Here is an 11,866-nt window from a genome sequence, read left to right as displayed (position 1 = left end):
CCCCGCGGTCGCGCGCGACGAACCCGCCCGCGGCCGTGGCCTCGCCCGTGCGGCGCGGGCTGCGCACCGACCGGCCCAGCCAGCGCGTGGCGGGGTCGCAGTCGAGATCGGCAGGCCGCGTGCGCGGGTGCCAGGTGGCCTGCAGGTAGTCGGCCCGCTCGCGCACGAAGGCGCTGTAGCGCGAGCGCATGAGGTGTTGCGCATCGGGCGCGGGCGTGGTGTCGAAGTGCTCCACATAACGACCACAGCAGTCGGCGTAGGCCAGGGGCTTCTGGCGCGCGTTGAGCTGGCCGCAAGGGCAGGCAATGGTGTCGGAAGATGCCACGGGCAAATCCTCTTCAGCGGATTGCGCCGAAGACCTTCCTGGCCAGGGCACTGCCCGCAGCGGCCGGGTTCTGGCGGATCGCCCGCTCTTCCTCGCCGATCATGAGGTACAGCCCATCGAGCGTGCGCCCGGTGACGTACTGCGCAAGGTGCGCGTCCTCGGCCTTGAGCAAGCCGAAGCTGGCTGCCTTGCCCGCGAACGCGTTGTACTTCTGCGCCACGCCGACCTTCTCCGTGGCCTGGTTCACCACGGGCAGGAAGCGTTCGCCCAGGGGGGCCCGCGTCTTCTCCGCGAAGAAGGCCGTCACCGAGGTGTCGCCACCCGTCAGGATGCTGCGGGCGTCGGTCACGGTCATGTTCTGCACGGCCTGCACCAGCAGGTCCTTGCCCAGCGGCACGGCAGCCTCGGCGGCGCGGTTGATGGAGGTGACAAGCTCGTCGATGCGCCGGCCCTGGCCTAGCGACTTCAGCAGCTTGGCGGCGTCGTCGAGCTGGCCGGGCAGGCCGATGCGCACCCGGGGGTTGCCCAGAAAGCCGTCGGGCCGGCCGAGCGAGGCGACGGCCGCCTGCACCCCCTGGGACAGGGAGGCCTTGAGCCCGCCCGAGGTGTCGGCGGCCGACAGGTCGGCCAGCGTCAGGGCATGGGCACGGTTGGCAACGGCCAGCAGCAAGGCGCCCAGCGCGCCCGCGCTGGCATGGTGGTGGAATTCGCGACGCAGCATGGCGAGGTACTTCTTTCTCTGGTCAAACGCAAGGAACCGCAGGGCCTGATTTTCGCCGACGCGCGCGCACCGTAGACTGGCACCCATGGACATCCATGTCCGAGGAGTTGAACCATGTGGGAAATGAGCGTGCCGTGGTGGGAATTCGTGCTGCGGGGGGTGGTGGTCTATGTCTTCCTGCTGGTGTTCCTGCGCCTCACGGGCAAGCGCCAGACGGGGCAGTACGCGCCCTTCGACCTGATCCTGCTGCTGATCCTGTCGAACGCCGTGCAGAACTCAATGAATGCGGGCGACAACTCGCTTATCGGCGGGCTCATCTCGGCGACCACGCTGATCGCCTGCCACGTGGTGCTGGCCCACCTGACCTACCGCACCCCCTGGCTGGAGCGGCTGATCGACGGCACCCCGCGCGTGCTGGTGGAGCACGGCCAGGTGCGCGCCGACCTGATGCGCAAGGAACTGCTGTCCACCGACGATCTGGAGGCCGCGCTGCGCGCCGGCGGCTGCCTGCACCTGCACGAGGTGGAGCGCGCCACCATCGAGACCAACGGCCAGATCACCGTGGTGCTGCGCAAGCGCGACAGCGCGGGTTGAAGGGCCCCGGTCAGTACGGCGTGTAGCACTTGCCGCCGGCGATGGCGGCGGTGACCGCTGGCTCCAGGCTGGCGAGCGTGGGATAGGCCGCTTGCGTTGCGCCCTCCAGGATGCACAAGCGTGCCTCCTTGCGCACCCACACGTCCTTGCGCTCCTGGTAGGGCAGCAGCAGATCCGAGGTGCCCCAGTGCGCCGCGAACTGTGCCGAGCCTTCGGTCCGCTCGACCTTGAATGTCCGGACCGTGATCTTGGAACTCGAGTTGTACCGGCCCTCGCCAGGACATGCCTCGCTGGGGTAATACACCCACCCATTGTTGTAGTTGAGAGATCCCGCGGTGGCCTCACCGAACTGCAGGACCACGCGGCTGGAAGGGCCCAGCAGGCCAGGTGGCTGGCAGGCTTCCTGCACCCACAAGCCCCGCGGCAAGGCGCCAGGTACCGTGCAACGCACGCTGAGCGTATCCACGAGCGTGTACGGCATGGTGCCGACCCCGTTGCGCACGGCACATTGCTGTGCGGCCGGCGCGCCCTTCGCGGTCACCGTGTAATCGGCCCCGCCGGGCAAGGGGGTCGTGAAGGTGAAGCGTCCGTCCGCAGCAATCACCAGGTCCTCTCCCGCACTGGTGTGCAATACCAGCGAAGACCCCGTGGCCAACCCGCTCACCGTGCCGCCCAGCGTGTACATCGCAACGGGCAGGGTCTCGCAGGCGATGGTGACATCGGTCACCGCGGCGGTCAGGGTGCCCGAACCTTTCGCCACCGTGCACAGCTGTCCGGCGGGCTGGGTCTTGATGGCCACGTCATAGCGGCTGCCTGCGGGCCAACTGGCGGCCATCACGAAACTGCCGTTGGCGCCCACCGTGAAGTCGTCCAGGCCCTGGTTCTGCAGCACCAGCGTCAGGCCCGCAGCCAGCCCCGTCACCGTGCCGCCGACGGTCCAGCGCACCTCTGCGGGCGGGTTTGTAGGCGTGGTAGGCGTGGTAGGCGTGGTAGGCGTAGTAGGCGTAGTAGGCGTGGTGGGCGTGGTGGTTTCATTGCCCGTTGCCGGGCTGTCGCCCCCACCGCCACAAGCGCTGAGCACGCTCACCACCGCGGCGATCAGCAAGCGCTTTGCGGCATGGTGCGGCCTGCGGGCGGCAAGTCCTTCACAGCGCAGCGCGCCAGGGATATTCAGCATGGGAAGCTCCTCTCGAAATGGCAGGCACTCCGGACATGCAATCACATCCTGTGGGGCCCACCTGGTTGGTGTAACGCGAGTGTCCGGCGGGCATGCGCCCACTGCCGGTGACCCGGGTCACCACCAACGGCTGGAGACCCGCGAAGGACGTATCAGGATGTAGCGGATGCGTCTCGGCGGCCGAAGTCCTCGCGGCCCTGGACTGGCGCACCCCCTACTTCGGTAGGGTTTGCGCGGCGGCCCGCCTGCGCAACACTTGGCAGAATCGACCCGCGCCGCGCGCCGGCCCCTCTTCTCTCCACCGAATGCACACCACGCCCCCCTACGCACTCATCCTCGACGACCACCCCCTGGTCGCGCGCGGCGTGGCGGAATTCCTGCGCTCGCTGCGTCCCGACCTGGAAGTGCGGCTGGCCACCGATGCGGCCGACTGCCTGCAGCAGGTGGTGCTGCATGGAGCCCCCGCGCTCGCCCTCATCGATTTCTGGCTGGCGGAGGGAGCGGCGCTCGGCCTCATCGCGCAATTGCGGGCACGCTGCCCGGACACGCCCATCGTGGTCATGAGCGGCGACGACGATCCGCTGGTGAGCGAGCGCGCCCGCGCAGGTGGCGCACACGGCTTCCTGCACAAACAGGAAAGCCCCAACACCTTTGCCCAGGCCGTGCATGCGCTGCTGGGCGGCCTGACCTGGTTCGTGCCGACCGGGCGCGTGCAGTCCGGCGGCCTGCGCAGCCGCGAGCTGCCCGTGACCCCGGCCGAGCTGGGCCTGTCCGCGCGACAGGGCGAGATCCTGGCCCTGGTGCTGCTCGGCCAGCCCAACAAGCGCATCGCGCTGGACCTGGCCCTGTCGGAGAGCACCGTGAAGGAGCATGTCACCGCCATCCTGCAGCGCCTGGGTGCACGCAATCGCATCGAGGCCATCACCCAGCTGCGCGGGCGCAGGCTGGTGCTGGCGGCGGGGCCCGCAGGCTGATGGCCTCGCCTGCGGCAGCGCCACCGGCCGACGGGTCCGACGACGCCCCCATCAGCATGGAGGGGCAGGCGCGCCTGCTGGAGATGACTTTTCGCCTCCTGCTCACCAGCATCTTCGTGCTGCCGCTGCTGGCATTGACGCTCACACTGTTCTACGCACAGGCCCATGACGCGCGGTGGATGTGGGCGTGGTGCTGCTTTTACGTCCTCTTCGCCGGGGTGATGTTCGTGCAGCGCCGCATGCACCTGCGCGACCGCAGGCGCCTGGATGCGGATGCCCTGGTACGCAAGTGGAAACCCCGGCTCGAGCACTTTGCGCTGCTGCACGGCGCGGGCATCACCGCGCCCATGGCCATCGTGGCTGGCCATGCGAGTTACGACTTCGCCTTGCTGCTGCTGGTGACCAACGCCGCCATCATCGTCGGCAATGCCACGCTCCAGACGCCCGTGCTCAGCGTGTTCATGCGCTTGTTCATGGCGGGCTGGAATGCATCGCTGCCCCTCCTGATCTGGTTGTTTCCGGACCATTGGCATTTTGTCCTGCCGCTGGCGCTGCTGCACAGCCTGATCATCTACCGCCACGCACACACGACGCACCGCTTCTTCGTGCAGCAGATCCGGCTGGAAGAGCGCGGCGCACAGATGGCGGCGCGCTACCTGGCGGCCCGTGATGAAGCCCAGGCGGCCCTGGAAGAAAAGAACCGCTTCTTGAGCACCGCCGCGCACGACCTGCGCCAACCCGTGCACGCCATGGGCCTGCTGGCCGAGGCCATTGCGCGGCGCAACCGCGACAGCGGCCTGTATGCGCCCCTGGCCGACCTGCAGCGCAGCGTGCACTCGGTCAACCGCATGTTCAACGCGCTGCTGGATCTCTCGCGCATCGAAAGCGGCCATGTGGCCGTGCAGGCCGGGCCAGTGGCCATGGATGCCCTCTTCGGCGACGTGCTCACGCTGTTCCGCGAGGAGGCGCGCACGCGCGGGCTGCAGTTGCGCGTGCGCCCCCCGGGCCCCGCGGCCGCCGTGCTGGCCGATGCCGACCTGCTGCGCCAGTCGGTCGTGAACCTGGTGCACAACGCACTGCGCTACACCGTGCACGGCGGCGTGCTGCTCACCGCGCGCCGGCGCCGTGGCGGCTGGCAAATCGAGGTCTGGGACACCGGGGTGGGCGTGGCCCTGGAGGACCAGCCGCGCATCTATGCCCCGTTCTACCGCCCGCAGCACGCCTGGGACATCGACAACAACGGCCATGGCCTGGGCCTGGCCGTGGTGGCGCGCTGCGCCAAGCTCATGGGGGCCGACTATGGACTGGCATCGCGCCTGGGCCGGGGCTCGCGCTTCTGGCTGCACCTGCCCGCGGCCACCCCGGTCACGCGCCACCCCTCTCTGACCGCGCGCCCCAGCAGCGTGGCATGGGAGGCGGGCGAAAGCACCGGCCGCCCCGACCTGGGCCCGCTGTCGGGCACCTGCCTGGTCATCGACGACGACCCGCAGGTGGCGAGCGCCTGGGCCGCGCTGCTGCAGGCCTGGGGCATCACCGCCCGCTGCGCCAGTTGCGCCAGCGAGGCCTGGGCGCTGGTGGGCGCGGGCTTCACCCCGCAGGCCATCCTGTGCGACCAGCGCCTGCGCTCGGGCGAGAGCGGCTTCGACATCCTGCGCGCGCTGATGGCACACTGCCCCGACGCCTACGGCGCCATGGTCAGCGGCGAACTGCGCTCGCCCGAGCTGCTGGAAGCCGAGGGCGAGGGCTACCTGGTGCTGCCCAAGCCGCTCGACGTGGTCAAGCTGCATGCCGTGCTGGCCCAGTGGCTGGCGCCCCAACACGCCCACTGACCGGGCGCACGCATTGCACATGGACAGGCCAGCGCCCGCCCCCGATACCCCCATACCCAGCGACGCAGGCCAACTGCGCCTGCTGAGTGCCGCCTTCGCGCGCCTGCGGCTGAGCATGGCGGCCATGCCCGCCATGGGCTTCCTGTTCGGCGGGCTGCTGGCCTGGCTCGGTGGCGACCCCCGGGGCTTTTTCATCGGGGGCGCGCTGTACCTGCCAGCCCTGTGGTATGCATGGCACCTGCTGCGCCGCTACCGGCGCGAGCAGCTCGAACACCCGCCCGCCGATCTGCTTGCCACCTGGCAGCCCCGGGTGCAGCGGCTGGCACTGGCCCATGGCGTGGCGCTGGCATCGGCCGTGGCATTGTCCATGGGCAGTGCCAGCTATGACTTCATGCTGCTGGTGTATGCCGCCCTGATGGGCACGGTAGCCGTCCTCGCCGCCCAGATGTCGGCCTCATGGGCAGTCTACCGCGCCTTCTTCTTCGGCATGGGCGGCAGCCTCGTGCTGATGCCCTGGGCTTTCAAGAGCCACTGGTACTTCACCCTGCCCATCGCCCTGGTGATGATGGTGGTGATCTACCGCAGCGCCATCCACTCGCACCGCTTCTTCGTGCGCCAGGTGGCGCTCGAAGAGCACAGCCGGGACCTGGCCGAGCGCTACCGCCAGGCCAGCAGCGCGGCCGAGATGGCGCTGGCGGAGAAGAACCGCTTCCTGAGCACCGCCGCGCACGACCTGCGCCAGCCCGTGCACGCCATGGGCCTGCTGGCCGAGGCCATCGCCCTGCACGGCAAGGACATCCCGCGGCTGGAGGGGCTGCTCACGCAGTGGCGGCTGAGCATGCGCTCGGTGAGCCACATGTTCGATGCCCTGCTGGACCTGTCGCGCATCGAGTCGGGCGCCGTGGAGCTGCGGCCCGCCGCGCTGTCGCTGCACGGGCTGTTCGACGACATCCACACCCAGTTCGCCGCCGAGGCGGGCGCGCGCCGCCTGGCCCTGCGGCTGCACCGGCCGCCGGCCCACGCCACCGTGCTGGCCGACCCGGCGCTGGCGCGGCAGTCGCTGGCCAACCTGGTGCACAACGCACTGCGCTACACACCGCACGGCGGCGTGCTGGTGGGTGCACGGCGGCGCGGCGGGCACTGGCGCATCGAGGTCTGGGATACGGGGGTCGGGGTCGCCCTGGAAGAGCAGGGCCAGATCTACCAGGCCTTCTACCGCCCCCACCATGCATGGCAGCTGCACCGCAGCGGCCACGGCCTGGGGCTGGCCGTGGTGGCACGCTGCGTGGCGCTGATGGGTGCCCGGCAGGGCCTCCAGTCCCGGCTCGGCAGGGGCTCGTGCTTCTGGGTCGAGCTGCCCGCCGCCGAAGCGCCCCCCTTGGCGCAGTGGGCACCACTGGACGCACAGGGGCAGCACGGCCCGCTGCCGGGGCGCTGCCTGGTGCTCGACGACGACCCGCATGTGCTGGGCGCCTGGGCGGCCCTGCTCGGCACCTGGGAGGTGGAAGTCCGCCTGGCCTCCAATGCGGCCGAGGCCTTTGCCCACATCGAAGCCGGGTTCACGCCGCAGGCCATCCTGTGCGACCAGCGGCTGCGCTCGGGCGAAAGCGGCTTCGAGGTGCTGCTGGCGCTGCTGGAGCGCTGCCCCGACGCCCACGGCGCCATGGTCAGCGGCGAATTCGACGCCCCCGAACTGCAGGAGGCCGACGCCCAAGGCTACCTGGTGCTGCGCAAGCCGGTCGACGCCGACACGCTGCACGCCCTGCTCGCGCAGTGGCTGCGGCAGCCGGGCGCCTGAGCGCCCTGGCCCCTCAGGCCAAAGCTCTTTGGATGATGATCTTCTGCACGTCGCTCGTGCCTTCGTAGATCTGGCACACGCGCACGTCGCGGTAGATGCGCTCCACCGGGAAGTCGTTGACCACGCCGTAGCCGCCCAGGGTCTGGATGGCGGCGCTGCACACGCGCTCGGCCATCTCGCTGGCGAACAGCTTGGCCATGGCCGCTTCCCTGAGGCAGGGGCGCCCGGCGTCGCGCAGCGCGGCCGCATGCCAGATGAGCTGGCGCGCGGCCTCGATCTGCGTCGCGCAGTCGGCCAGGCGAAAGCCCACCGCCTGGTGATTGAAGATGGCGGTGCCGAAGCTTTCGCGCTCCTTGGAGTAGGCCAGCGCCGCCTCGAAAGCGCTGCGCGCCATGCCCACGCTCTGCGCGGCGATGCCGATGCGCCCGCCTTCGAGCGCGCCCAGGGCGATCTTGTAGCCCTCGCCCTCGGCACCGATCAGGTTCTCGGCCGGAATGCGGCAGTTGTCAAAATTGATCTGCGCCGTGTCGCTGCTGTGCTGCCCCAGCTTGTCTTCGAGCCGTGCCACCACGTAGCCGGGGTTGTCGGTGGGCACGAGGAAGGCACTCATGCCCTTCTTGCCCGCGCCCTTGTCGGTCACGGCGATGACGATGGCCACGTTGCCGTTCTTGCCGCTGGTGATGAACTGCTTGATGCCGTTGATCACGTATCCGTCGCCCTCGCGCACGGCCGTGGTGCGCAGCGCCGATGCGTCCGAGCCCACATGCGGCTCGGTCAGGCAGAAGGCGCCCAGCATGCGGCCCTGGGCCAGGGGCGTGAGCCAGTCCTTCTTCTGCTGCGCGTTGCCATAGCGCATGAGGATGGCGTTGACGGGGCAGTTGGTCACGCTGATGGCGGTGCTGGTGCCGCCGTCTCCGGCAGCGATCTCTTCGAGCACCAGGGCGAGCGTGAGGTAGTCGAGGTTGGCGCCGCCAAACTCCTCGGGCACGCAGATGCCATAGGCGCCCAGCGCGGCCAGGCCCTGGTGCGCCTCTTGGGGAAAATGGTGCTCCTTGTCCCAGCGCGCGGCGTGGGGCCACAGCTCGGCCTGCGCGAAGTCGCGCACCGCGTCGCGGATCATTTCCTGGTCTTGGGTCAGCAGCATGGGCTTGTCTCCGGAATCTCTTGGGGGTTCGTTGTTGAAAGAAGGGGCTACCAGTGCGCCGCGCGCCTGCCGTCGTGGTGCAGCAAGCGTCCCTTGTCGGCCGCGGTCACGCCCGCCAGGGTGGCGCGCATGCCCTGCACGCTCTCCTGCACCGAAAGGGGCGCTTCGCCGCCGCCCATGTCGGTCTGCACCCAGCCGGGGTCGATGGTGATCAGGATGGCGCCCGGATAGTCGTGCTGTGCCGCAGCCACGGCCATGTTGAGGGCGGCCTTGCTGGTGCGGTACAGCCAGGATTCGCTGTCGTCCACGCTGCCGATCTGGGACATGGAACTGGACACGAAAGCGAACACCCCACCGGCATCGGTCACCATGGGCGCCACCTGCGGCAGGGCCTGCATGGCACCCAGCACATTGGTATGCATCACGGCGTCGAAGTCCTGCTGCGTGGGCGGTGTGAGGGCATTGGGCCGGCGGATCACACCGGCCACGTACAGGGCCAGGTCGATCTTCTCGCCGTCGAGCAGCCAGGCCAGGCCGCTCACGCTGGCGGGATTGGCCACGTCCACGGTGAGCACCTGCGCGCCCAGCGCCTGCAGGCGCGCGCGCCCGTCGTCGTCGCGCGCGGTCGCGATCACCCGCTCGCCCGCGTCCGTGTCCTGGCGCACCAGCTCCAGGCCGATGCCGCGCGATGCGCCGATGATGAGGATGGTGGCCATGAAAAGGAGATCCGTGTGTGGTGTCGACAAGCCGTCAGTGGACGGCGAACTCAAAGTAGCCCGACCAGGCGGGATCGAAGGTGGAGGAAATTTCGAGCGAAGCCGCGGCCTCCCGCAACAACAGCGGCGCCAGCACCTGGCGGGCCATGGGCTCGTCGCCCACGTAATACACCGCCTTGCGGCGCCCGGCCCGGGTCATGGTGTAGGCCAGAATGCCCAGCTGCGGCAGCTCCAGCAGGGTGGCGGCCTGGTCCTGCAGGTCGCGCACGGCGTCGAGCTCGTCGCCATCGTTCACGGCCAGGTCCAGCGTGAGCGCATACGCCAGGTCGGCCCGCATGGCGACCGGGTTGGCACTGCGGTTGATCATCACGATGGCCTCGTCCCCAGGCTCACCCGCATCGCCATCGGCGCCGCCAAAGGCCAGCGTCATGCCGTCCCAGTCGTGCTCGCCGGTCGGGAACTCGCCGGTGCGCCCCAACACCCCGGTCCAGTAGCGGTCGAACACGGGCGGCAGCAGCGACAGGGGCGTCCACTCGGCACCGGGGTCCATGGATTCCTCCACGAAGTCCACGGCGCCGACCTTCACGGCAAAGTCGTATTCGCCCAGCACATGGTCGATCATGATGAAGGCCATATTGCGCGCGTGGTCCTGAAAATCCTGGGGGATCTCGCGGGCGAACCGGATCTCCAGCGCCGCCTGCCCGTCGTCCTGGCCCAGCGCGATCAACACCTCGGAGGTGGACAGCTCGAAGCCGTCCATGCCAATGGGAAAGTCCGGCTGCTCTGTGCGCTCGCGAAAGGCGCTCACCCGGTGGTGCCGCAGCTGCTTGGGCGCGGCCGCCACCACCTGCATGAGCAGGGGGAAGCACTCGATGCTGCCATGGGCGGTGACGATCAGGTCGACCACCGCATCCCCATCGCCGCCGGACATCTCCAGCGCCAGGCCTTCCAGGTGCCGCTCCAGCAGGGCATTGCTCTCCTCCACCCGTTCGCGCAGCGGCAGGGCGTGCAAGGCAGACTCGGTGTCGGCGAACTCGCGCCAGAAGGCGGTGACGGCGGCAGGGGTGGCGTGCATGGCGGCAGGCTCCGGTGCGGAGGATGGTGGTGGCAAGGCCGCTATTGTTGGCCGGAATCAGGCCAATTCGATGGCCATGGCCGTAGCTTCGCCGCCACCGATGCACAGCGTGGCCAGGCCCTTGGTCAGGCCGCGGGCTTGCAAGGCATGGATCAGCGTGACCAGGATGCGCGCACCGCTGGCGCCGATGGGGTGGCCCAGGGCACAGGCGCCGCCGTTCACGTTGACCTTGTCGTGCGGCAGGTCGAGCTCCTTCATCAGGGCCATGGGCACCACGGCGAAGGCCTCGTTGATCTCCCACAGCTGCACGTCGCCCACGGCCCAGCCGGCCTTGGCCAGCGCCTTCTGCGTGGCGCCCAGCGGCGCGGTGGCGAACCATTCGGGCTCCTGCGCGTGCGTGGCGTGGCTCACCACGCGGGCAATCGGCTTGGCACCCAGCTTCTTCGCGGTGGATTCGCGCATCATCACCAGAGCGGCGGCGCCATCGTTGATGCTGGAGCTCGATGCGGCGGTGATGGTTCCGTCCTTCTTGAAGGCGGGCTTCAGGGTGGCGATCTTTTCGAGCTTGACCTTGCCCGGGCCTTCGTCCACCGACACCACGGTCTCGCCCGTGCGGGTCTTGACGGTGACGGGCACGATCTCGGCCGCGAAGGCACCCGACTCGGTGGCGGCCTTGGCGCGCTGCACGCTGGCGGTGGCAAACGCGTCCTGCTGCTCGCGCGTGAACTGGTACTTGGCCGCGCAGTCCTCGCCGAAAGTGCCCATGGAGCGGCCGGGTTCGTAGGCGTCTTCCAGGCCGTCGAGCATCATGTGGTCGAAGATGCGGTCATGGCCCAGGCGGTAGCCGCCGCGGCCCTTCTGCAGCAGGTAGGGGGCATTGGTCATGCTCTCCATGCCGCCGGCCACCATGACCTCGTGCGTGCCGGCCAGCAGCATGTCGTGCGCCATCATCGCGGCCTTCATGCCCGAGCCGCACATCTTGGACAGGGTGACCGCGCCCGCGCCCTTGGGCAGGCCGCCCTTGAAGGCCGCCTGGCGCGCCGGGGCCTGGCCCTGGCCGGCCATCAGGCAGTTGCCGAACAGCACTTCGCCCACGGCATCGGGCTGCACGCCGGCACGCTCCAGCGCGGCCTTGATCGCGGCGCCGCCCAGGTCATGGGCAGCCAGGCTGGAGAAGTCGCCCTGCAGCGAGCCCATGGGGGTGCGTGCGGCGCCGACGATGACGATGGGGTCTTGGGCTTGGTTGCTCATGGCAATGTCTCCTGCAGTGGGTTGGCTAGGGATAGAAGGGAAATCAATCGCGCGGCCGGGCGAGGAAGCGCCGGTCCGTGTCATACGGGAACACGTCGTACACATGGCCGGCCTGGATGCGCTCCTTGTGCGACTGCCAGAAGGCGGCGTCGAGCAGGTCGGCGTGGTGCTGCATGAACACGGCGCGCACGGCGTCGTTGCCCAGCAGGAAGGGGGCGAAGGTCTCGGGGAAGACATCGCGCGGGCCCACGGGGTACCAGAC

The 11,866-nt window shown here is 69.5% G+C and carries 12 protein-coding genes; 4 read left to right on the top strand and 8 right to left on the bottom strand.

Annotated elements, in window-relative coordinates; genetic code table 11:
• Positions 1 to 325, bottom strand: a 325-nt coding sequence (locus ACK59X_RS29520) for a YchJ family protein (RefSeq protein WP_409962195.1), incomplete at its 3' end; no start/stop codon positions are given.
• A gap of 13 nt (positions 326 to 338) precedes the next feature.
• Positions 339 to 1,046, bottom strand: coding sequence for a DUF4197 domain-containing protein (locus ACK59X_RS29515; protein WP_409962193.1), 708 nt, complete (start codon positions 1,044 to 1,046; stop codon positions 339 to 341).
• A gap of 114 nt (positions 1,047 to 1,160) precedes the next feature.
• Between ACK59X_RS29515 and ACK59X_RS29510 the strand changes: the two genes are divergently transcribed.
• Entirely contained in the window at positions 1,161 to 1,640 is a 480-nt protein-coding gene (locus ACK59X_RS29510; protein WP_409962191.1) for a DUF421 domain-containing protein, read from the top strand.
• A 10-nt stretch (positions 1,641 to 1,650) separates the two neighbouring features.
• Here ACK59X_RS29510 and ACK59X_RS29505 read toward each other — a convergent pair whose 3' ends face one another.
• On the bottom strand, positions 1,651 to 2,817 hold the full coding sequence (locus tag ACK59X_RS29505) for a hypothetical protein (RefSeq protein ID WP_409962189.1): 1,167 nt from the start codon (positions 2,815 to 2,817) through the stop codon (positions 1,651 to 1,653).
• 305 nt (positions 2,818 to 3,122) lie between these two features.
• Between ACK59X_RS29505 and ACK59X_RS29500 the strand changes: the two genes are divergently transcribed.
• From ACK59X_RS29500 to ACK59X_RS29490, 3 genes are read left to right on the top strand one after another with little or no spacing between them, the layout of a single operon-like run.
• Positions 3,123 to 3,791 carry a LuxR C-terminal-related transcriptional regulator gene (locus tag ACK59X_RS29500; protein WP_409962188.1) on the top strand — a complete coding sequence of 223 codons (669 nt, stop codon included), beginning with the start codon at positions 3,123 to 3,125 and terminating at the stop codon, positions 3,789 to 3,791.
• Positions 3,791 to 5,620: an ATP-binding protein gene (locus ACK59X_RS29495; protein ID WP_409962186.1), complete on the top strand. Its 1,830-nt coding sequence runs from the start codon at positions 3,791 to 3,793 to the stop codon at positions 5,618 to 5,620. The genes ACK59X_RS29500 and ACK59X_RS29495 overlap by 1 nt, the downstream gene beginning before the upstream one ends.
• Before the next feature lie 19 nt (positions 5,621 to 5,639).
• Positions 5,640 to 7,418, top strand: a complete 1,779-nt coding sequence (locus ACK59X_RS29490) for an ATP-binding protein (protein WP_409962184.1) — start codon at positions 5,640 to 5,642, stop codon at positions 7,416 to 7,418.
• A gap of 13 nt (positions 7,419 to 7,431) precedes the next feature.
• Here ACK59X_RS29490 and ACK59X_RS29485 read toward each other — a convergent pair whose 3' ends face one another.
• The 5 genes from ACK59X_RS29485 to ACK59X_RS29465 form a co-directional block, all read right to left on the bottom strand.
• A complete protein-coding gene (locus tag ACK59X_RS29485) occupies positions 7,432 to 8,562 on the bottom strand; it encodes an acyl-CoA dehydrogenase family protein (protein ID WP_409962182.1) in 1,131 nt (376 codons plus the stop codon).
• Positions 8,563 to 8,609: 47 nt separating this feature from the next.
• Complete coding sequence (locus tag ACK59X_RS29480) at positions 8,610 to 9,278, bottom strand: SDR family oxidoreductase (protein ID WP_409962180.1); 669 nt, start codon at positions 9,276 to 9,278, stop codon at positions 8,610 to 8,612.
• Positions 9,279 to 9,312: 34 nt separating this feature from the next.
• Positions 9,313 to 10,353, bottom strand: a complete 1,041-nt coding sequence (locus tag ACK59X_RS29475; RefSeq protein ID WP_409962178.1) for a DUF695 domain-containing protein — start codon at positions 10,351 to 10,353, stop codon at positions 9,313 to 9,315.
• Between the two features lie 57 nt (positions 10,354 to 10,410).
• Complete coding sequence (locus ACK59X_RS29470; protein WP_409962175.1) at positions 10,411 to 11,604, bottom strand: acetyl-CoA C-acyltransferase; 1,194 nt, start codon at positions 11,602 to 11,604, stop codon at positions 10,411 to 10,413.
• Positions 11,605 to 11,647: 43 nt separating this feature from the next.
• The coding region (locus tag ACK59X_RS29465; protein WP_409962173.1) for an isocitrate dehydrogenase kinase/phosphatase-domain containing protein at positions 11,648 to 11,866 on the bottom strand (219 nt) is incomplete at its 5' end.

The organism is Acidovorax sp. (assembly GCF_046339755.1).
GTDB lineage: Bacteria > Pseudomonadota > Gammaproteobacteria > Burkholderiales > Burkholderiaceae_C > Acidovorax.
The sequence above is the reverse complement of the archived record's forward strand: the minus strand, read 5'-3'. Positions and strand labels throughout refer to the sequence as shown.